This window comes from Saccharothrix sp. HUAS TT1 (assembly GCF_040744945.1).
Taxonomy (GTDB): Bacteria; Actinomycetota; Actinomycetes; order Mycobacteriales; family Pseudonocardiaceae; genus Actinosynnema.
Genome location: NZ_CP160453.1, coordinates 682,932 through 703,121, shown reverse-complemented (window position 1 = coordinate 703,121; position 20,190 = coordinate 682,932). Strand labels below are relative to the sequence as shown.

22 protein-coding genes and 1 tRNA gene are annotated in these 20,190 nt (G+C 73.2%); 11 read left to right on the top strand and 12 right to left on the bottom strand.

Annotated elements, in window-relative coordinates:
* Window positions 1-19 precede the first annotated feature (19 nt).
* The 10 genes from AB0F89_RS03455 (at window position 20) to AB0F89_RS03410 (ending at window position 8,386) form a co-directional block, all read left to right on the top strand.
* The gene (locus AB0F89_RS03455; RefSeq protein WP_367132457.1) at window positions 20-682 is read left to right on the top strand and encodes a DUF4129 domain-containing protein; all 663 of its coding nucleotides are present in this window, start codon (window positions 20-22) and stop codon (window positions 680-682) included.
* On the top strand, window positions 679-1,146 hold the full coding sequence (locus AB0F89_RS03450) for a hypothetical protein (protein WP_367132455.1): 468 nt from the start codon (window positions 679-681) through the stop codon (window positions 1,144-1,146). The genes AB0F89_RS03455 and AB0F89_RS03450 overlap by 4 nt, the downstream gene beginning before the upstream one ends.
* Window positions 1,143-2,123, top strand: coding sequence for an AAA family ATPase (locus AB0F89_RS03445; protein ID WP_367132453.1), 981 nt, complete (start codon window positions 1,143-1,145; stop codon window positions 2,121-2,123). Before AB0F89_RS03450 ends, AB0F89_RS03445 begins: the two co-directional genes overlap by 4 nt.
* Complete coding sequence (locus tag AB0F89_RS03440) at window positions 2,120-3,514, top strand: DUF58 domain-containing protein (RefSeq protein WP_367132451.1); 1,395 nt, start codon at window positions 2,120-2,122, stop codon at window positions 3,512-3,514. Before AB0F89_RS03445 ends, AB0F89_RS03440 begins: the two co-directional genes overlap by 4 nt.
* A gap of 217 nt (window positions 3,515-3,731) precedes the next feature.
* The gene (locus AB0F89_RS03435; protein WP_367132449.1) at window positions 3,732-4,238 is read left to right on the top strand and encodes a hypothetical protein; all 507 of its coding nucleotides are present in this window, start codon (window positions 3,732-3,734) and stop codon (window positions 4,236-4,238) included.
* A gap of 170 nt (window positions 4,239-4,408) precedes the next feature.
* On the top strand, window positions 4,409-5,734 hold the full coding sequence (locus AB0F89_RS03430; RefSeq protein WP_367132447.1) for an NAD(P)/FAD-dependent oxidoreductase: 1,326 nt from the start codon (window positions 4,409-4,411) through the stop codon (window positions 5,732-5,734).
* 195 nt (window positions 5,735-5,929) lie between these two features.
* A complete protein-coding gene (locus AB0F89_RS03425) occupies window positions 5,930-6,052 on the top strand; it encodes a hypothetical protein (RefSeq protein ID WP_267935188.1) in 123 nt (40 codons plus the stop codon).
* Window positions 6,053-6,055: 3 nt separating this feature from the next.
* Entirely contained in the window at window positions 6,056-7,174 is a 1,119-nt protein-coding gene (locus AB0F89_RS03420; protein ID WP_367132445.1) for a RimK family alpha-L-glutamate ligase, read from the top strand.
* The gene (locus AB0F89_RS03415; protein ID WP_367132443.1) at window positions 7,155-8,225 is read left to right on the top strand and encodes a SagB family peptide dehydrogenase; all 1,071 of its coding nucleotides are present in this window, start codon (window positions 7,155-7,157) and stop codon (window positions 8,223-8,225) included. Before AB0F89_RS03420 ends, AB0F89_RS03415 begins: the two co-directional genes overlap by 20 nt.
* An 87-nt stretch (window positions 8,226-8,312) precedes the next feature.
* A tRNA-Leu gene (locus AB0F89_RS03410) sits at window positions 8,313-8,386 on the top strand.
* Window positions 8,387-8,451: 65 nt separating this feature from the next.
* Here AB0F89_RS03410 and AB0F89_RS03405 read toward each other — a convergent pair.
* From AB0F89_RS03405 to AB0F89_RS03355, 11 genes are all read right to left on the bottom strand, one after another.
* The gene (locus AB0F89_RS03405) at window positions 8,452-10,089 is read right to left on the bottom strand and encodes a DUF885 family protein (protein ID WP_367132441.1); all 1,638 of its coding nucleotides are present in this window, start codon (window positions 10,087-10,089) and stop codon (window positions 8,452-8,454) included.
* Between the two features lie 52 nt (window positions 10,090-10,141).
* Entirely contained in the window at window positions 10,142-10,789 is a 648-nt protein-coding gene (locus AB0F89_RS03400) for a LuxR C-terminal-related transcriptional regulator (protein ID WP_367132439.1), read from the bottom strand.
* Window positions 10,741-12,024, bottom strand: coding sequence for a sensor histidine kinase (locus tag AB0F89_RS03395; protein WP_367132437.1), 1,284 nt, complete (start codon window positions 12,022-12,024; stop codon window positions 10,741-10,743). Before AB0F89_RS03395 ends, AB0F89_RS03400 begins: the two co-directional genes overlap by 49 nt.
* Window positions 12,025-12,085: 61 nt before the next feature.
* Entirely contained in the window at window positions 12,086-12,952 is an 867-nt protein-coding gene (gene pqqB, locus AB0F89_RS03390; protein WP_367132435.1) for a pyrroloquinoline quinone biosynthesis protein PqqB, read from the bottom strand.
* A gap of 220 nt (window positions 12,953-13,172) precedes the next feature.
* Complete coding sequence (pqqE, locus tag AB0F89_RS03385; protein ID WP_367132433.1) at window positions 13,173-14,228, bottom strand: pyrroloquinoline quinone biosynthesis protein PqqE; 1,056 nt, start codon at window positions 14,226-14,228, stop codon at window positions 13,173-13,175.
* Window positions 14,221-14,490, bottom strand: coding sequence for a pyrroloquinoline quinone biosynthesis peptide chaperone PqqD (gene pqqD / locus AB0F89_RS03380; RefSeq protein ID WP_367132431.1), 270 nt, complete (start codon window positions 14,488-14,490; stop codon window positions 14,221-14,223). The genes pqqE and pqqD overlap by 8 nt, the downstream gene beginning before the upstream one ends.
* A 24-nt stretch (window positions 14,491-14,514) precedes the next feature.
* Window positions 14,515-15,204, bottom strand: coding sequence for a pyrroloquinoline-quinone synthase PqqC (gene pqqC, locus AB0F89_RS03375; protein ID WP_367138678.1), 690 nt, complete (start codon window positions 15,202-15,204; stop codon window positions 14,515-14,517).
* 92 nt (window positions 15,205-15,296) lie between these two features.
* Window positions 15,297-15,392 carry a pyrroloquinoline quinone precursor peptide PqqA gene (gene pqqA / locus AB0F89_RS03370; protein ID WP_360453379.1) on the bottom strand — a complete coding sequence of 32 codons (96 nt, stop codon included), beginning with the start codon at window positions 15,390-15,392 and terminating at the stop codon, window positions 15,297-15,299.
* 82 nt (window positions 15,393-15,474) lie between these two features.
* On the bottom strand, window positions 15,475-16,632 hold the full coding sequence (locus AB0F89_RS03365) for a polysaccharide deacetylase (protein ID WP_367132429.1): 1,158 nt from the start codon (window positions 16,630-16,632) through the stop codon (window positions 15,475-15,477).
* Between the two features lie 66 nt (window positions 16,633-16,698).
* The gene (locus tag AB0F89_RS03360; RefSeq protein WP_367132427.1) at window positions 16,699-17,415 is read right to left on the bottom strand and encodes a class F sortase; all 717 of its coding nucleotides are present in this window, start codon (window positions 17,413-17,415) and stop codon (window positions 16,699-16,701) included.
* Complete coding sequence (locus tag AB0F89_RS03355) at window positions 17,412-18,836, bottom strand: hypothetical protein (RefSeq protein WP_367132425.1); 1,425 nt, start codon at window positions 18,834-18,836, stop codon at window positions 17,412-17,414. Before AB0F89_RS03355 ends, AB0F89_RS03360 begins: the two co-directional genes overlap by 4 nt.
* Window positions 18,837-19,085: 249 nt before the next feature.
* Between AB0F89_RS03355 and AB0F89_RS03350 the strand changes: the two genes are divergently transcribed.
* Complete coding sequence (locus AB0F89_RS03350) at window positions 19,086-19,886, top strand: Bax inhibitor-1/YccA family protein (RefSeq protein WP_367132423.1); 801 nt, start codon at window positions 19,086-19,088, stop codon at window positions 19,884-19,886.
* Between the two features lie 67 nt (window positions 19,887-19,953).
* Here AB0F89_RS03350 and AB0F89_RS03345 read toward each other — a convergent pair whose 3' ends face one another.
* A complete protein-coding gene (locus AB0F89_RS03345; RefSeq protein WP_367132421.1) occupies window positions 19,954-20,160 on the bottom strand; it encodes a hypothetical protein in 207 nt (68 codons plus the stop codon).
* Window positions 20,161-20,190: the final 30 nt, after the last annotated feature.

Below are 20,190 nucleotides of genomic sequence, written 5' to 3'. Positions count from 1 at the left end.
AGGCGGGCATCCTGGGTCCATGAAGCCCCGGCTCGCGCTCGTCCTCGCGGTGGGGTCCCTGCTCGTGCTCGTCGCGCTCGCGGCCCGCGGCACGTCGCCCGTGCGGTACGCGGAGCGGCCCGCGGGTGACGACGAGCCGACACCGACGACGACCGAGTCGGCCGGGTCCCTGGACACCGAGGTGGGCGGCTCCACGGCGGCGGGGTCGTTCCTGGTCTTCGTGATCGTCTTCAGCGCCATCGCGGTGGTCGCGGTGCTCTGGCTGCTGATCTCGCTCGGCCTGTTCCGCCGCCAGCGGCGCCCGCGCGGGGTCGGCGCGGCGGTCGACGCGCCGGACCTGGTCGACGAGCGCGCGAACCCGCCGGAAGTCCTGGTCCGCCGCGCCGGCGAGGCCCTGGCCGAGCTGCGCGACCGGGCGGACGGCCCGCCGGGCGACGCCGTGATCGCCGCCTGGCTCGCCCTCGAACGGGCCGCCGAGGACAGCGGCGCGCCGCGCCTGGGCCACCAGACCGCCACCGAGTTCACCGGCGACCTGCTGCGCCGCTACCGGGTGGACGAGGGCGCGACCGGCGCGCTGCGGCGCGCCTACCAGCGGGCCAGGTTCGGCACGGCCGAGGTGACCAGGGCCGACGCGGTCGCCGCCACCGAGGCGTTGGCGCAGATCGTGCGGGACCTGCGGTGAACCCGCTGGTCGGCAGCATGGCCCGGGCCGCGGCGCTGGCCGCCGTCGTGGCCGCGATCAGCGCGTTCGTGCTGGTCCGCGTCGGCGCGCCGTGGGGGTGGGCGGTGCTGCTGGCGTTGCCGCTGGGCGCGCTGGCCCTGCTCGTCTCACGCCTGCCGCGCGCCACCGACGTGGTGTGGGCGCCGCAGCCCGCGCACGTCGCCACCGCCACGTCCGCGCAGGCCGGCACGCTGGCCGGCCGGCTGGCCGAGGCCGCGGTCGACCAGGACCGGTTCGCCAACCGGGTCCAGCCGCGGCTGCGCCGGCTGGCCGAGGCCCGGTTGCGGCAGCTGCACGGCGTGCCCGACCTGCTGGACCCGCGGGCCCGCGAGGTGCTGGGCGACGAACTGCACCGCCTGCTCACCGACCCGAAAGCGCCGATGCCCGGGCCGTCGCGGCTCGCCGAACTCTTGGAGCACCTGTGACCTCACTCGACCGGGACCGGATGGGCGTCGGGACGATCGCGGCCGAGGCGGAGGCGGTGCTGTCCGCCGTCGGCACGGTCGTCGTCGGCCGGGAGCGGTCGCTGCGGCTGGCGCTGGCGGCGATCCTGGCCGGCGGGCACGTGCTGCTGGAGGACGTGCCGGGGCTGGGCAAGACGCTGATGGCCCGGTCGCTGGCGCAGGCGTTGAAGCTGGACTTCAAGCGCCTGCAGTGCACGCCCGACCTGCTGCCCGCCGACGTCACCGGCTCGTTCCTGTACAACCCGGGCGACCGCGACTTCACCTTCCGCGAGGGGCCGCTGTTCACCGGCCTGCTGCTGGCCGACGAGATCAACCGCACCCCGCCGAAGACGCAGTCCGCGCTGCTGGAGGCCATGCAGGAGCGCCAGGTCACGGTGGAGGGCCGCACGTTCCCGCTGCCGCGCCCGTTCCACGTGCTGGCGACCGCGAACCCGGTCGAGTACGAGGGCACCTACCCGCTGCCGGAGGCGCAGCTGGACCGGTTCCTGCTCCGGCTGGACATCGGCTACCCGCCGCCCGCCGAGGAGGTCGAGGTGCTGCGCCGGAGGCTGGTCCGGCAGCGCGAGGAGACCGAGGTGGCGGCGGTGCTGGACGCGGACCGGCTGCGCCTGCTCCAGCACGGCGTGGAGCAGGTGTCGGTAGACGACGACGTGCTGCGGTACTGCGTGGACCTGGCGTCGGCGACCCGGTCGCACAGCGCCGTCGAGGTCGGCGCGTCACCGCGCGGCGCGCAGGCGTTGGTGCTGGTGGGGCGGGCGCTGGCGGTGCTGGACGGCCGGGACTTCGTGCTGCCGGAGGACGTCAAGGCGTGCGCGGTGCCCGCGTTGGCGCACCGGCTCACGCTGCGCCCGGAGACGTGGACGTCCGGCGTGACCGGCGTGGAGGTGGTGACCGAGCTGCTGGGCAGGGTGGCCGGTCCGGCGAGCAGCCGGTCGTGAGCCGGGCGGAGCGGTTGCGCGAGGCGTTCACGAGCGGGCGCGGCGCGCACTGGCACCCCACCGACGCGCTGGTGCGCGGCCTGGTGCTCGGCGTCGGGATGGTGGTGCTGGGCGGCCTGCTGCACGAGGTGGCGCTGGTCCTGCTCGGCGCGCCGCTGCTGCTCTCGACGTTGCTCGCGCTGGTCACACCGGTCGTCGGCACGCCGCAGGTCCGGGTGCGCGGGCTGCCGCGCACCGGCGAGGTCGGCGCGGCCAAGTCGGTGGTGGCGGTCGACCCCGGGCTCGGCGCGGAGGTGGTGGCGATCCGGCTGCCGGGTCACGGCGCCGGGATCGGGCCGGTGCACCTGCTGCCCGCGTCGGCGCGGGAGATCGAGGTCGTGCTGCGCCGTGACGCGTGGGGTGAGGGCGTCGACCTGCGGCCGGACCACCTGGTCGCCGGGCCGGACGCGTTGTTCGTGCACGGTCCGGTGACCGCGGCCGAGCGGGGGCGGGTGATCCTGCCGCCGGTGGAGGCGCTGCCCGCCGGCCTGCTGCCCGCGCGGGCCGTCGGGCTGGTCGGCGCGCACCGGGCGCGGCGGCCGGGTGACTCGGTCGAGCTGCGCGACATCCGGGCGTTCCAGCCGGGCGACCGGCTGCGGCGGATCGACTGGCGGGTGTCGCTGCGCAGCAGCGCGGGGTCGCCGGAGGGCACGAACCTGCACGTCCGCGAGCACCACGCGGAGGCGGACGCGGACGTGGTGCTGGCGCTCGACACGCGGTACGACGTCGGCGCGGAGGTCGGCGACTGGGCGGTGCCGGCGCGGGCGACGCGGGGCGGGGCGTTCGGGCTCTCGTTCGGCGAGTGGTCGCCGGCGTCGCGCGGCACGACGGTCCGGCCGGGCGGCAGCCTCGACCTGGCGGTGCGGGCGGCGGCGTCGTTGGCGGCGGGGTACCTGCGGCAGGGCGACCGGGTGGGGTTGGCCGACCTCGGGCGGCCGCGGTTGGGCGCGCGGGCCGGTGCGGGGCGGCGGCAGCTGCTGCGGCTGCGCAACCAGCTGGTGGTGTGCGCGCGGTCGGCGGGGTGGGGTCAGCGGCCCGTGCTGCGGGCGGAGCAGGTGCCGCACGGCGCGCTGGTGGTCGTGCTGTCGCCGTTCCTGGACGCCGAGGTGGTGGAGCTGACCGTGCACGCGGCGCGGCGGGGGAACCTCGTGCTGGCGGTGGACGTGCTGCCGGACCGGCTGGTGCCGGACCCGGAGACGCCGTGGGGGGAGAGCGCGGTGAAGGTGCTGCGGCTGGAGCACGACGTGCGGCTGGAGGCGATGCGCCGGCACGGCGTGGCCGTGCTGCCGTGGGGCGCGCCGATCGCGGGCGCGCTGCGGCAGGCCCGGACCGGCAGGAGGGTCTTCCGATGACACCCCCACCGACGACCCCACCGACGAACTCGGGGTCCGCGACCGTTCGACTCGCGGGCCCTGGGCGTTCGACTCGCGGGACGCGGAGGTTCGACTCGCGGGTCCTGGGTGTTCGACTCGCGAGAGCTGGACGTAGGACTCTCGCGCGAGTCGTACGTCCAGGTGCGGTGAGTCGTACGTCCAGGACCCCCGAGTTCTGCGTTCGGGGCGGGGTGCGGTGAGGGTGGAGCTGGGCGCCGGGCTGCCGGGGTGGGTGCTGCGGGTGGCGGTGGGGGTGGTGGGGGTCGCGGTGGCCGCGGTGCTGGCCGGCAGCGGGGTCGACTGGCCCGCCATCGCGCTGTACGGGCTGCTGGTGGTGGTCGCGGCGGCGATCCCCGCGTCGGCCGCGGTCGCGCTGGTGATCGGCTACCCGGCGGCTGCGGTGGTGGTCGCCGACGGCGGGACGTCGTGGCCGAGCGTGCTCGCGTTGATGGTGCTGCTGCACCTGATGCACGTTTTGTCCGCTTATTCGGCGGTGCTGCCGGTCGGGTCCCGCTTTCACCTGAACGCGCTAAAGGCGCCGGCGAAGAGGTTCGCCGCGGTTCAACTCTGCGTGTTCGCCCTCGCCGGCCTCGTCCTCCTGTTGCCGGACGGCCGAACGGATGAGCCGGTCGAGGTGATCGGCCTCGTCGGCGCGGTCGGCCTGGTGCTCGGCGTGGTCCTGCTGATGCGCCGCAAGGGCTGAGGAACCGGGCCCGCCGGCTCAGCCCGAGCTGAGCCTCTGGATCGTTCCTCTCAGCACGTTCACCTCCGAGCGCAGGTCAGCGGCTGCGTGTCGGCAATCACCCGGCGACTGTGGTCACAACGGGCCCGCTCGATGCGCCGGAACGGCCCGCCCGGTGCGACCATGTGTGTATGGCTGCTGTGAAGTCGCAACCCACACGGATCGTGATCGTCGGCGGTGGGTACGTCGGCATGTACACCGCGCTGGGGTTGCAGAAGAAGCTGCGTTCCGGCGAGGCGTCCGTCACGGTGATCGACCCCCAGCCCCACATGACCTACCAGCCGTTCCTCCCCGAGGCGGCGGCCGGCTCCATCGAGCCCCGGCACGTCGTGGTGCCGCTGCGCAAGGTCCTCAAGCGCTGCCACGTCGTCACCGGTCGCGCCACCCGGATCGAGCACGAGCGCAAGGCCGTCACGGTCGAGCTCGCCGACGGCCACGTCGAGGAGTACGAGTACGACGTGCTGGTCTCGGCCCTCGGCGCGATCTCGCGCACGCTGCCCATCCCGGGCCTGCCCGAGGTCGGCATCGGCATGAAGACCATCGGCGAGGCGATCTACCTGCGCAACCACGTGCTGTCGCGGCTCGACCAGGCCGCCAGCACGAACGACCCGGAGCTGCGCAAGCGCCTGCTGAGCTTCGTCGTCATCGGCGGCGGCTTCGCGGGCATCGAGACGCTGGCGGAGCTGGAGGACATGGCCCGCTACGCGCTGCGCTACTACGAGGGCCTGAAGCAGTCGGACATGCACTGGGTGCTGGTCGAGGCCACCGGCCGGATCATGCCCGAGGTGAGCGCCCGGCTCGGCGTCTACACCGTCGAGCAGCTGGAGAAGCGCGGCATCAAGTGCTACCTCGACACCCGCGTCAAGAGCATGGAGGGCGGCCACGTCGTCCTGGACGACGGCACCGAGTTCGACTCGGACACCATCATCTGGACCGCGGGCATGAAGGCCAACCCGATGCTGCGCGACACCGACCTGCCGCTGGACGAGCGCGGCCGGGTCCGCTGCACGGCCGCGATGCAGGTCGTCGGCCTGCCGGGGGTGTGGGCCGCGGGTGACTGCTCGGCCGTGCCGGACCTCTCGCGCACCGAGGAGGACCCGACGGCGACCTGCGTGCCCAACGCGCAGCACGCCATCCGCCAGTCCAAGCTGCTGGCCCGCAACATCGTGGCCACGCTGCGCGGTCGCCAGCCCAAGGACTACGAGCACAAGTACCTGGGCTCGGTCGCGGGCCTCGGCCTGTACAAGGGCGTGGCCGACGTGTTCGGCCTGCGGTTCAAGGGCGTCGTCGCCTGGTTCATGCACCGCAGCTACCACGTGATGTTCATGCCGACGGTCAACCGCAAGTTCCGGGTGTTCGTGGACTGGACGCAGGCGCTGTTCTCGGGCCGCGAGGTCGTCGCCCTCGGCCAGATCCACGAGCCGAAGGCGGAGTTCGACCGGGCCACCAAGAGCTGACCGCGAACGGTCCCGCGCCCGCTGCGCCGTTCGGTGGTGGCGGGCGCGGGGCCGTCCGGAGCATCATCCCGACTTGAGCCCCCGTACGGGCTAACGTGCCGCCAGTCGCCTTGACATTGCGTAACGTGAACCCGAGAATACAGCTGGTGTATCGCCTGAATGTGTGATGCATCAGTGGGGAGAGAGGTGACCGCGATGTCTCTCGAGGAGCTGGCCGCACAGCTTCGCCGCGGTGAGATCGAGGATCGTGCGCTGGCGGAGTACTCCGCGGAGTACGCCACCGCCGAAAAGCGTTTTTGCAGCAAGAAAGACGACTGAGCCATGACCGTCTCCGGGTGGGGGAACGAGACCGTTCCCCCACCCGAGGCCGCCAGACCGGCGAAACCGCCCCCGCTGTTGCTCCAAGGCCAGGACTACCTCTTCCGGTCGCAGCCCAAGTGCCTGGACTTCCAGGAGCAGGTGCACCGCCTCGGCATGGTGGACGAGGGCGACGGCAGCCCCGTGCCCTGCGTGCTGGTCCTCGCCCGCGCCGCCGACATGGAGATGAACGAGCTCTCCATCGCCCTGGCCGAGCGCGGCATCCGGATGGCCCGCATCGACGCCGACCGCTCCGCCGACCTGCCGCTGACCGTCTACACCGACCAGCCGCTGCTGGAGCTGGACCGCTGGCTGCTGCGCCCCCTGCTGGTGTGGCGCAGGCACTTCGAGCTCTCCGCGCTGCCGCACGAGCCTGGCACGCTGGCCGGCGCGTACGCCGTCGACCAGTGGGGCGCGGTCGCCGACTGGCTGTCCAGCCGGTCCGACTGGTCGCACGTGAACCCCAGCCGCAACACCTCCCACCTCAACCGGCTCACGCAGCTCGCCGACGCGGCCGCGTTCGGCCTGCGGGTGCCGCGCACCACCGTCACCACCCGGCCCGGTCGCACCCGGCCCGGCGGTGGGCGGTGCATCGTCAAGACCTCCGGCCGGCACCTGCTGGAACCGCGACCCGGCATGCAGCACGGCCTGTTCCCGCGCCCGCTGGAGACCAGCCGGTCCGGTGACGTGCCCGAGTCCGCGCCGGTGATCGTGCAGGAGTACGTGCCGTCCGACACCGAGCTGCGGGTGTTCGTGGTCGGCGAGCGGTGCCTGGCGTTCCAGGTGGACAAGCTCGACCCGGCGCAGCTGTGGGTGGACCCGGAGGCGGTCCGGGTCACGCCCGTCGACGTGCCCGCCGGGCTGACCGACCGGCTGCTCGCGCTGGCCCGGCACTGGCGGTTGCAGGTGGCCGCGTTCGACCTGCTGGTCACGGGCGGCGACCACGTGTTCCTGGAGGTCAACGTCAACTGCGACTGGCGCTGGTTCGAGCACCGGGCGCGGGACTCGCGGGTGTCGGAGGCCGTGCACGAGTGGGTGGCGGCGCGCTTCAAGGAGCTCCTGGGTGCGGGCAAAGGTCGCTGAGCACGCGACGCTGTTCTACCAGGACGGCGCCGTGGTCTGGGACGACTACCTGCACCACCGCCAGTTCGCGATCAGCGAGACCGCCGAGCTGCTGTGCCGCAAGTTCACCGAGTTCACCGACGTGGACGAGATGCTGGCGCCGCTGGCCGAGCCGGACCGGGTGGCGCTGCGCGGGGTGCTGGACGAGCTGGTCGAGGCGGGCGTGCTGATCGTCGAGGGCTCGCCCGAGCACGAGCGGGAGCGCAGGCTGCTGGCCGGCTGGCGCGACTGGGGCACGTCGGCGCGGCACTTCCACTTCGCCAGCCGCACCCTCGCCGACGCGCCGTACCAGGCGTCGGCCGAGCACGACGCGGCCCTGGACGCCAAGCTGGTCGCCGAACCGCCGCCCGCGCCGTTCCGCAGCCTCGGCCGCACCGCCGTGCTGCTGCCGCGCCTGGACGGCTCCTCGAAGTGGGCCGGGGCGGGCCTGCTCGACGTGCTGCTGTCCCGCCGCACGACCCGCGAGTTCGGCCCCGGGCCCCTGCCGCTGACCAAGGTCGCCGAGCTGCTGGCCGTGCTGGGCGGCCCCTCGCCGGTGCGGTCGCGGATCGGGCGGTCCGGCACGGTGTTCAAGACCAGCCCGTCCGGCGGCGGGCGGCACCCGGTGGAGCTGTACGCGCACGTGCGCGGCGTCGAGCCGCTGGAGCACGGCTGGTACCACTACAACGGGCTCGCGCACGCGCTTGAGCCCATAGGGGTGACGTGGACACCGGCCGAGATGGCCGCGGCGGCCGGTGACCAGGAGTGGGTGGGACAGGCTCCGTTGGTCCTCGCGTACACCGGCGTCCTCGAACGGACCAGGTGGCGTTACGACACGTCACGTGCTTACCGCGTTGTGCAAATGGACGTGGGCCACCTGTCCCAAACGGCTTATCTGGTTGCTACGGCAATGGGTTTTGGTATCGGCTTCACCGCAGCATTGCGGGATGAGCTGGTCGAACAAGCACTCGGCTGTGACGCTTATCACGAAGTTGTACTTGGCCTGAGCGCCTTGGGTCCATTACCCGAATGAGCGCAATAGCGGATCGCATTGAGCCGTGCGGGGGACTTCTTGTGAACCGGCCCCACGAACGCTCGGTAACGGCTTAGGCTCCCCGCTGCCCCCGTAGCCCAACCGGTAGAGGCAGGCTCCTTAAAAGAGTCACAGTACGGGTTCGAATCCCGTCGGGGGCACGTTCGGCGCGCCGCAATGACTTCACCCATCCGCTGGGTGAACACGACGCGCGCGCCCGTGCCGGTTATCGCCTGGTCACCCGGTCGGTCCATTCCGAGACGACTTCGTTCAGCACCGCGAGCGGCAGCGGCCCGCCACCCAGCAGCACGTCGTGGAACTCGCGGATGTCGAAGCGGTCGCCCAGCGCCTCCTGCGCCGCCGACCGGATCCGCAGGATCTCCAACCGGCCGACCATGTACGCCAGCGCCTGGCCCGGCGCGGCGATGTACCGGTCGACCTCGTTCTCCACCTCGACCAGCGCCATCGGCGTGTTCTCGCGCAGGTACGCCACGCCCTGCTCGCGGCTCCAGCCGTGCGCGTGCAGCCCGGTGTCCACCACCAGCCGCCCGGCGCGCAGCGAGTCCAGCGCGAGCATCCCCAGCCGGGCCACGTCGTCGGAGTACAGGCCCATCTCGTCGGCCAGCCGCTCGGTGTAGAGCCCCCAGCCCTCCAGGTACGAGGTCACCTGCGCGACCCGGCGCAGCATCGGCAGCTCGGTGAGCTGCTGCGCCAGCGTGATCTGGAAGTGGTGGCCGGGCACGGCCTCGTGGAACGCGATCGCCTCGGCCTGGTACCGGAACCGCTCCTGCACCCGGTGCGTGTTCGCGTAGTAGGTGCCGGGCCGCAGCCCGTCCGCCGACGGCGGCGAGTAGTAGGCGATCGGCGCGCCCGGCGCGTCGGCCGCGGGCACCGGCTCCACCTCGCAGTGCCCCTCGGGCAACCGGCCGAACCAGCTCGGCGCGGCCTGCTCGGCCCTGGTCACGGCCTCGCGGGCGGCCGAGATCAGCTCGTCTTCGGTGGTCCAGCGCAGCGCCGGGTCGGTGCGCATCCGCTCCAGCACCTCGGCCACGTCGGACGTGCCGAACACCCGCCGGCCCAGCTCGGCGTACTCCTCGGTGAGCGCGGCCATCACGTCCAGGCCGGTCCGGTGCAGCTCCTCGGGCGTGCGGTCGGTGGTGGTGTAGACGCGGGCCAGCGCCGCGTACGCGTCCGCGCCGCCGGGCAGCCCGCCCAGGCCCGCCCGGTCGTCCGGCCTGCCCTCGATGCCCGCGATGACGTCGCGGTAGGAGGCGAACGCGGGCCGCACCACTTCGGCCAGCAGCCGCTCCCGCTCGGCGGTGAACTCCTCGCCGCCCGCCGGTCGGGCCAGCGGGTCCTCGTCGGCGGCCAGGTAGCGGTCCAGGTGCGCCACGGCGGCCTCGACCAGCCTGCGCACCGGCGTGCGGCCCGCCGCCGAGCCCGCGAGGTGCCGCTCGGCGACCCGGCGCAGGAACTCGGGGATCGCGGCCAGCCGGTCCAGGTAGGCCCGCTCGGCCTCCGGGCCGGACAGCACGACCGTCGGCATGATCGACAGCAGCTCGCCCGCCGGCGCGAAGAACGAGTCGGTGATCGTGTACTCGACGCCGAGCGAGTCGATCCGGTCCACCACCGCGCCGGCCTGCTGGACGATCACCGCGCGCGTCACCGGGTCGTCGTCCGCGGGCAGGGCGCGCGCCCGTTCGGCGATGTCCAGGGCCCGCGCCCGGGCCGCCTCGTCGGTGGTGGCCCGGTGGTCGGTGAGCAGGTGGTCGTACCCCGGGACGCCGTAGATCGTCGCGCCCAACGGCTGCAGCGAGAACATCAGGTCGAGCAGTTCGTCGGCCAACTCCGCCGTCGTGCCCATGCGCACCCCCTGGTAGTGGTGAACCAAGATGGTACTTAGGCTAAGAAACGATTTACACCCGGTCCAAATACGCCAGCACCGCGAGCACCCGCCGGTTGTCGTCCTCGGACAACGGCAGGTCCAACTTGCCGAAGATGTTCGCGATGTGTTTGCCGACGGCTTTCTCGGTGACGAACAGCCTGCCCGCGATCGCGCCGTTCGACCGGCCCTCCGCCATCAGCGACAGCACTTCCCGCTCGCGCGGCGTCAACGTCGTCAGCGGCCGGTCCCGCGCGCCGCGGGCGAGCAGCTGGGTGATGACCTCGGGGTCCATCGCGGTGCCGCCCGCGGCGACCCGGCGAATGGCGTCCACGAACTGCCGCACGTCCGACACGCGGTCCTTGAGCAGGTAGCCGACCGCGCCGCCCCGGTCCGACAGCAGCTCGCGGGCGTACAGCTGCTCGACGTACTGCGAGAGCACCAGGACCGGCAGGCCGGGCACCCGCTTGCGGGCCTCGATCGCGGCCCGCAACCCCTCGTCGGTGAACGTCGGCGGCAACCGGACGTCGACCACCGCCACGTCCGGGCGGTGGTCGACCAGGGCCTCGAGCAGGGCGGGACCGCTGTCGACCGCCTCCACCACGTCGAAGTCGTAGGCGCGCAGCAGCCGGATCAGGCCGTCCCGGAGGAGGACGAGGTCTTCACCGAGGACAACTCGCACGGCAGCTCCACGGTCACGATGGTCGGCCCGCCGACCGGGCTCGCGACGACCAGTGTGCCGTCGAACGCCGCCAGCCTGCGCTCGATCCCGCGCAACCCGCCACCCTCGGCCGCCTCCGCGCCGCCGCGCCCGTTGTCGCCGACCATCAGCGCCAGCCGGCCGCCGTCGTGCCGGACCCGGACCCACGCGCTGGTCGCGCCGCTGTGCTTGGCGACGTTCGTCAGCGTCTCGGCCACCGCGAAGTAGGCCGCCGACTCGACCGGCGCCTCCGGCCGCCCGGCCAGCTCCAGGTCCACGTCGACCGGCAGCGGGTGCGCCAGCGCCAACGCGCGCAGCGCGCCGTCCAGCCCCCGGTCGGCCAGCACCGGCGGGTGGATGCCGCGCACCAGGTCCCGCAGCTCGGCCAGCGCCTGGGTGGACGACTGGCGCGCCTCGGCCAGCAGCTCCTGCGCCGCCAGCGGGTCGCGGGCCAGCAGCTCCTCGGCCATGCCGAGGTTCAGGCCCAGCGCGACCAGCCTGGCCTGCGCGCCGTCGTGCAGGTCCCGCTCGATCCGGCGCAGCTCGGCGGCCTGCGCGTCGACCGTGTCGGCCCGCGAGTCGGAGAGCACCCGGACCCGGTCGGTCAGCGCGGCGGTGGCGCTCGGCGCGAGCAGCCACCTGGCGACGGTGGCGTGCAGCCGGGCGGCGCGGGGTATCGCCCACCAGGCCGCGGCCAGGTAGAGCACGGCGACCAGCGGCGCGAGCACGTAGCTGCCGGGGAAGTCGCGTTCGACGAGGGTGTACTCCAGGCCCTCGGCCTCGCCGGACAGCCAGAGCAGCGGGACCAGGAACCCCATCACGCCGCCGACCAGCAGCGCCACCGGCAGGATGCCGAGGAAGACGCCGGTGACCGCGTTGACCGGCAGGAACGCCAGGTCGCGCCACGTCGCCGGGTCGGTGGCGATGGTGCGCACCCTGGTCATCGGGCCGCGGTTGGCGGGCAGCCGGTGGGGCGCCGGGATCTCCACGTCGAGCACGCCGGCCGCCCAGTCGCGGAAGAAGCCGGTGTACCGGCGGGCCAGCGCGGTGGACAGCAGCAGCAGCGGCACGCCGACGGTCACCAGGATCAGCGGGTAGGCGTAGAGCTGGAGCACTACCAGGGGCAGCCCCACCAGGCAGAGCGGCACGCGCGCCAGGCCGAGCGCGGCTTGGATCAACCGAGCGCGGGCCCCGCGCACCAGGTCGTGGTCGGTCATGGCGGCGATTCTTCCGGTCGGCCGGAGGGGGAGGCAGTGGGCTTAACCCCCCAATGCGGCCTCAGACGTCGATCACCGTGCCGTCCGCGACGACCTCGACGCCCGCCGCGGTGATCCCGGCGCGCTCCGGCGACGTCGGGTCCAGCACCGGGTTGGTGTTGTTGAGGTGGGTGTAGATCCGCCGGGTCGACGGGTGGGCGCGCAGCTCGGCCAGGCTGTCGGTGATCGGCAGGTGGCCCATCGCGGCCTGACCGAGCTGTTTGCCGGTGGCCGCGCCCATCTCCGAGGGGGCGTGGAACGTGCCGTCCAGCAGCACCACGTCGGCTTCGTCGACCAGTGCGCTGAAGTTCGAAGGCCAGGACGCCAGGCACGGCGCGTACAGCAGCACGCCGTTGGTGGCCGGGTCGCGGAACCGGTAGGCGACCACCCAGGGGCCGGGTGACGCGGTGGCGTAGCGGGGGTGCTTGCCGCTGATCGGGAAGGCGGTGATCTCCAGGCCGGTGAGGTGGAACGGTTGACGGGGTTGGACCTGGTGCCAGGACCACTCGCCGTAGGTGTCGAGGGTGGCGCGGGTGGGGGAGAGGGCGCGCAGGGCGTTGGCGGGGGCGTGGACCTGGAGTGTCGGCGCGTTGCGGAGGATCGGGAGGCCGAGCGTGTGGTCGAGTTCGGCGTCGGTGAGCAGGACGCCGCGGATCGGGGTGTCGCGCGGGCCGGGACCGGGCGCCAGGGCGGGGGTGGCGGTGAGCTGTGCGCCGAGGTCGGGTGAGGCGTTGACCAGCCACCAGTTCGCGTTGTCGGCGGTGATGGCCAGCGCGTCCTGGGTGCGCGCGAGCAGGACACCGGCGCGCACGGCCTCGCAGGGCCCGCACGCGCAGTTCCACTGCGGCACCCCACCACCGGCAGCCGTGCCGAGCACGATCACCTTCACCGCGCCACCCCCGCTGCCGGCGCTGTCACTGCTATCAGCCCTATCGGCGCTCTGGTTACCAGCATTGCTAGCTTCACCACGCTCCCGGTCACCGCCACCGCCACCGCCGCTGTCGGTGCTCTGATTGCTAGCGCTGCTAGATTTTCTTTCGGCTCTAGCGATGCTGTCTTCGCTACTGAGCCCGCAACAGCAGCCCGGACAGCAGCCCGGTCAGCGGCACTCACCGCACCACGGCCCGGTGCTCGACCTCCGCACCCGCCCCGGCCAGGATCGCCTCCACCAACCCGTGGTCCGGCGACAGCGTGCACACCGGGTCGGTCGCCGCCGCGTCACCCGTCAGCTGGAACGCCTGGCACCGGCACCCCCCGAAGTCCACCTCCCTCCGCGCACAAGACCGGCACGGGTCGCGCATCCACTCGAAGCCCCGGAAGGCGTTGAACGCGGCCGACGAGTGCCAGATGTCCGCCAACGACCGCTCCTTCACGTTCTCCACCCCCAACCCCTCGATCACCCCCGCCGCCGGGCACGGCAGCACGTCGCCGTTCGGCGCCACGGTCAACTGCCGCGCACCCCACCCGTGCATGCACGGCTTCGGGTGGGCCTCGTGGTAGTCCGCGATCACGTACACGATCTCCATCCCCGACCGCGCCTGCGCCGCCGCCACCACCTCCCCCGCCCGCGCCAGCTGCTCCCGGGTCGGCAGCAGCGCCGCCCGGTTGCGCAGCGCCCAGCCGTAGTACTGGGTGTTGGCCAGCTCCAACCGGTCCGCCCCCAACCGCTCCGCCAGCGCGACGACCTCCTCCACCCGGTCGAGGTTGAGCCGGTGCAGCACCACGTTCACGGTCAGCGGCAGCCCGGCGTCCCGGACCGCCCGCGCGGCCCGCAGCTTCGGCTCGAACGCCCTCACCCCGGCGATCAGGTCCGCGCCCGCCTCGTCCGCGCCCTGCACGGACAGCTGCACGTGGTCGACCCCCGCCAGCGACGCCAGCCGGTCGGGCGTCAACCCGAGCCCGCTGGTCACCAGGTTCACGTAGCACCCCAACCCGGACGCGTGCGCGACCAGCTCCGGCAGGTCCCTGCGCACCAGCGGCTCACCGCCGGACAGGTGGACCTGCAGCACCCCCAGCGCCCGCGCCTCGTCGAACACCGAGCACCACCGCGCCGTGCCCAGCTCGTCGGCCCGCGCGGCCAGCTCCACCGGATTGGAGCAGTACCCGCAGCGCAGCGGGCACCGGTGGGTCAGCTCGGCCAGCAACCCGAACGGCGCGTCAGCCATCGACGTCCACCACCCGCCGCGCCACCAGCCGCCCGACCAGCTCGGCCACGTCGTCCGCCTCCACCCCGTCGAAGGACTCGGCCAGCCGGCGCGCGATGCCCTCGACGGACGTCCGCCCGTCGCACAGCCCGACCACCGCCGCCGCGGTCTCGTTCAGCACCAGCACCCCTTCCGGGAACAGCACCACGTGGCTGTCCCGGGTCCGGTCGTAGGTCGTCTTCACGCCCCGGCGCAGGCGCGGCACCGCGTTCAGCCCTGTCATGAGCGACCTGTCATGAGCGACCCGTCACGAGTAGTAGTCCACGGCGTCCAGCACCGCCCGCAGCACGTCGCACTTGAACGCCAGCGCGGCGACCGCCGCCTCCTGCTGCTCGCGCGTGCGGCAGTGGCCGACCACGATGTCCAACGTGGACCTCCCCTCGTCGGCGATCACCCGGAGCCTGGCGGTGAAGTAGGCGAAGCCCTCCTCGGCGATCCACGGGTAGTGCTCGCGCATGTCCACCAGCCGGCGCGCCATCAGGCCGCGGGAGAACATCTCGGTCAGCCCGGACGCCACCGCCTCCACCCACGGCCGGGTGCGGGCGAACGTCACGTAGGCGTCCACGGCGAACCGCGTGCCCGGCAGCACGTGCCGCTCGTCCAGCACCTCGTCGCGGGTCAGCCCGACGGCCTCGGCCAGCCGCAGCCAGTCCTCCGCGCCGCCCTCGCCCGGCCCGCTGCCGTCGTGCCAGACGATCCGCTCCCGCCACGCCCGGCGGACCTCGACGTCGGCGCAGTTGGCCAGGATCGCGGCGTCCTTGCGCGGGATGGCCTGCTGGTAGTACCAGCGGTTGGCCGCCCACAGCCGGAGCTCGTCCTTGCCCAGCCCGCCCTCGTGCAGCCGCAGGTGGAACGGGTGGCGGTCCCAGTAGCGGTGCGCCAGCCCGCGCAGCCGCGCGGTGAACTCGGACGGGGTCAACAGCGGGTGGGTGAGCACCACGGGCAGGGCACCTCTCGGTTCGCGGGCGCCGCGCCCGGCCCGCACCCGGCCGCACCGGCGCGGGACCTCGGCCGAGCGCGGCGGGGTGGCTAGCCGCGAGCCGCGTAGGCGGTGACTTCCATCGGGGTGTCGACGTCCCGGAAATCCGGCTTGACCCAGGGGCGCTTCTCGGGCTCGGTGGTCATGCGCTACTCCTCGGACGAGTGGTGATTCTCCGTGGGGCGGCGGTAACCCACCGTAGAGCTCGCGGTGGCCGCCGCGCTAGTTTCAGTTCCTGGCCGCGGGCATGCGCCTCAACTGTTCCAGCACCACCGGATCCTGCAACTGCATCCACTGGATCACCTCCGTATAGGTGGCGCACACCGTCTCCGGCTCGGCGCACACCTCCCCGAGGAACCCCTCCACCGCGTTGGTGAACGCGCCGCCCGCCCAGTCGTTGAAGTGGTTGCCGATCACCATCGGCGCGCGGTTGCCGTTGAACGCCGCCTGGTACACCGACCGGTACGTGTCCAGCACGATCCGCGTGTAGTCACCGGCCCGGTCGGGCTCGTCCTTCGCGCCGTTGAGCGCGTACCAGAGGTTGAAGTCCATCATCACGACCTGCTTGCCCAGCGCGGGCACCCGCACCTCGGGCATGGGGAACTCCCACACCCCGCCCTGCACGGACGGCCACACCACGCCCAGGCTGACGTGGCTGGTGTCGTAGGCCAGGCCGTGGCCGCGCATCGCCGGGAACGCCTGCTCCCACACGCCCTCCAGGCACGGCGTCCGCCCGCCGCGCACGGCCGCCGGGTCCAGCTTGAACCCCTGCTGCCTGGCCTTCTCCACGATCGCGAAGAACTGGTCCAGCTCCGCGTTCCACTGGGCGGTGTCCCAGGCGCCGACGTTCGGCTCGTCACCGACGCAGAAGTGCCCGTTGTAGTGGGTGCCGATCTCGTGGCCCGCGTCGATGGCCGCGTTCAGGTACTCGATCCGCAGCGCCACGTCCGCCCGCGTGCCGCCGAACCCGATGGACGACAGGCCCCGGCCGTGACCCGGCCCGGTGTAGTCCGACCGGTCCGCGTCGGCCACCAGGTAGACGCCCGACAGCAGGCCGGTGACGTGCGCGCCCACCCGCTCGGCCAGCGGCATGATCCGGTCCCAGTGCGGTTTGGACGCGGCGCCGTCGAACGAGAAGAGGACGAACTGGGGCGGCTTCTCGCCGGGCTGCATCCGGCGCATCCACGACGGCGGCGAGGCGGCGGCGGGCACGGTCAGCGCGGGTTCGCCGCCGGTGCTGCTCGTCGTGCGCGGCGCCATCGGCAGCGGCGCGGCCACGTCGCCCACGTCGAAGCCCGGTTCGGGTTCACGGGCGCCCAGCACGGCCAGCACCACGAGGGTGAGTGCCAGCGCGACGCCCGTGCTCAGCCAGCCCCATCGCTTCACACAAGGAGGACGACCCGGGGTAGCCGGAGGTTGCCTCTTCGTGACGTGACTACGCGCGGTGACCGCTCATGGCACGGGGGTGGCGACCACGACCTGGTTCTCCTCGTAGCCGGTCTCGCCGCCGACCCACCGCCCGCCGCACGTCACCAGCACCAGCCGGTGCTCGCCGCGCGGCCCGAACAGCTCCACCGCGCGCGCGGGCAGGGCGTCCTTGCGCACCGCCTCGACCCGGCCGACCTCGAACCGGAACTCCCGGCCGCCGGTGTCGACCACGGTCACCCGCTGCCCGACCGCCGCCCGCCACAGCTCGTCGAACGGCCCGGTCACGCCCTTCCAGTTCACGTGCCCGGCCAGCACCGTCGCGCCCTCGGCCGCGCCGAGGTCGACGCCCCACCAGGTGGCCTCGCCGACGCCCTCCGGGACCGGCAGCACGCCGTCCGCGGTGACCTCCTCGCGCACCAGCGTCGCCAGCCCGCCCTCGGGCAGCCGCACGGTCCCCGGCCGCTGCTCGGGCGGCGTCGCGGGCGGCGGGGGAGCGGGTTCGGTGGTGGTCACCGGCGGCGGCGCGGCGGGCGGGTTCGCGCCGACCGGCATGCCGGCCAGGTCGGCGCCGCGCCCGGTGCGCGCGCTGTCGCCCAGCGGGTGCGGCACGACGGCGTCACCGGGCGCGGCCCTGCCGCCCAGCACGTCGTCCGGCGCCCGGGTGGCGACGAGCGCGGCGGAGGCGAGCAACGCCGCCACCGCCACGCCCGTCAGCAGTGCCCTCGCGGAAGTGGACCTCACCGGCGGGCGGTCGCCCGTCGCCGGGCCACCAGGCCGAGCAGCGCCGCGCCCAGCAGCACCACGCCGCCGAACCCGACCAGCGCGCCGGTGGCCGGCCGGGTGGTGTACGCCGCCCGGGCGACCACGCCGCCGCCCTCGGAACCGGCGTGGATGGTGATCGGCACGACGGGCTTGTCCGGCTTGTTCTCCAGGGCCAGCGCCAGCACCTGCCCCGCGTCGACGGTCCCGCACGCCTTGGGCGGCGAGCCGGGGTCGAAGAACTCCTCGTAGCCCTTGGCCGGCGCGACCTCGATCACGCAGATCTCCTGCGGCGTGCGCAGGTCCGGCACCTCGGCGGTGCCGTCGGCGGTGGTCTGGAGCACGACCGCGGTGCCCTCGGGGCCGGCCAGCGGGGTGTCGTCCTGCCGCTTCGCGGGCGTGACGCCGTCCGCCGCGGTGATCCTCAGCGCCACCCCGGAGATCGCCTTGCCGGTCTCGGCGTCGGTCTTGGCGACCTTCACCGCGCCGGGCGCGGTCTTCGCGGTCGTGGACGCGTTCGCGGTCAGCTTCTTCTCGCCGCCCGTGGTGACGATCCGCTGCATGTTCACGTCCGCCGGGACGCGCACCTTCGGCCGGTCCGCCGGGCTGTCCAGCCGGACCGTGAGCGACGGGTTCGGCCCGGTCGGCACCACCTTGACGGCCAGCGCGTCGCCGCCGTCCGGCGTGGCCAGCTCGCCGGCCGCCGCGCCGGACTCCAGCGTCGCGTCGGTCAGCTCCACCGCGACCGGGACGCCGGCCGCCTGGCCGCCGTCGGTCTTGGTGATGTCCACCACCCACGTGTCCGGGGTGCCGATGACCTGGTCCTCCTCGGGCGCGGTGACCTTCGCCGCCCACGGGCCGCGGTTGGCCTTCGCCTCGGCCAGCATCCGGTCGGCGATCCGCTGCGACTCGCCGAACCGGCCGAGCTGCTGGTAGTGGAAGTCGACGTTGTAGGCGATGTGCCGGTAGTCGTTGTTCGGGTCGAGGGTGATCCCGTTGGCCGGGTCCTCGTAGGCCGTCCACGCGTGCAGCAGGTGGGCCAGCGCCGCCGACTCGTCCGGCGACTGCGTGTCCGCGTACTTCAGCAGCAGGTAGGAGATGTAGCCCGCGACGTCGTCGGGCAGCTTCGCGCCGCCCTTGGAGAGCAGTTCGTCGCCGTCCTGGTACTCCACGTTGCCGTCCGGCGCGAGCAGCGAGTACTGCACGCACCAGACCTGCTGGTCACGCCACTTGTAGGAGCCGAGCCAGTCACCGGTGCCCGGCTTCTTGCCGCGGTAGCCCTGGGGGTCGGCCATGTGCCCCGCGCCGGGTCGCACGTCGGGCTCCGCCACGGCCGCGCCGGGCACGGCGAGCAGGGTGAGGCCGGCTGCGAGCACCGCGCCGGCGAGTCGTCTCCACGCCATGATGTCCCTGAACCCCTCGGGCGCGCCGGTGGGCGACGCCGGTCGGTGACAACTGCAGTGGTGAGCCTTACGTGTCCGCGATCACCGCCACAATCCCCTAGCGGGGTGGGATGCCGACTACGCTCCGCAGCGCGGGGTGTGGATTCGAGATCGACAGCCCGAGTAAAGTCGCTTTTACCCGACGGGAACCGATCGACTCGTGTGGTCGTTGAACCCCGTGACGGCGTCAGCACGCCACAGGAGGACGAGGTGCGTACCACCAGCAACCCCGCGTTCCGCAACCTGCCGACCAGCGGCGGTAGCGGTAACTACGCAGGCTTCGGCCAGCCCTACGAGGCGCAGCAGCACGGCGGCTACCAGGGCCCGCCGCCCGCCACCGGCGAGCGCCCGATCACGATCGACGACGTGGTGACCAAGACCGCCACCACGCTCGGCGTCGCCCTGGTCACCGGTTTCATCTCGGCGTGGCTGGTGCTCTCCGGCCAGGTCGCGCCGTTCGCGCTCGCGGTCCCCGGCATGCTCGTCGGCCTGGTCCTGGCGCTCATCATCATCTTCAAGCGCACGCCCAGCGGTCCGATGGTGCTCGCCTACTCGGCGGCTGAGGGCGTGTTCCTCGGCGCCATCACCGGCGTGTTCGAGGCGATCTTCCCCGGTATCGCCTGGCAGGCGATCCTCGGCACGTTCGGCGTGTTCGCCGCGATGCTCGTGGTCTACAAGACGGGTGCGATCCGGGTCACCCCGCGCCTGACCAAGTGGATCATCGGCGCCACCGTCGGCGTGGTCATCCTCATGCTGGGCAACCTGGTCATGGGCCTGTTCGGCGTGAACATGGGCCTGCGCGACGGCGGCACGCTGGCGATCGTGTTCAGCCTCGTCGTGATCGGCATCGCGGCGTTCAGCTTCCTGCTGGACTTCGAGGCGGCCAACGAGATGATCCGCGGCGCGCTGCCGGCGAAGTACGCCTGGCTGGCGGCGTTCGGCCTGATGACCACGCTCGTCTGGCTGTACCTGGAGATCCTGCGCCTGCTGTCGTACTTCCAGAACGACTAGCGGCGCCGCTGCTGTCCCCCGAAGGGCGTCCCGGCCTCGGCCGGGACGCCCTTCGGCGCGTTCCGGGTCAGTCGCGCCAGCGGTGGTCGTCCTCGGCGGTCGTGCCCACCTCGACCAGGCACGGCACGCACAGCGCCCCGCTCGGCGACCGGACCACGAGGTCCGGCGGCACCGAGTGGGCGCACGCCGCCTCGAAGTAGGCCGTCGAGGACTGCTCGGCGGCGAAGGCGTGGCACTGCCGGTCGTAACCGCTGTGCCACCACGCGTACGGCATCGTCCCTCCCCTTGCTCACAGGGTAGGACG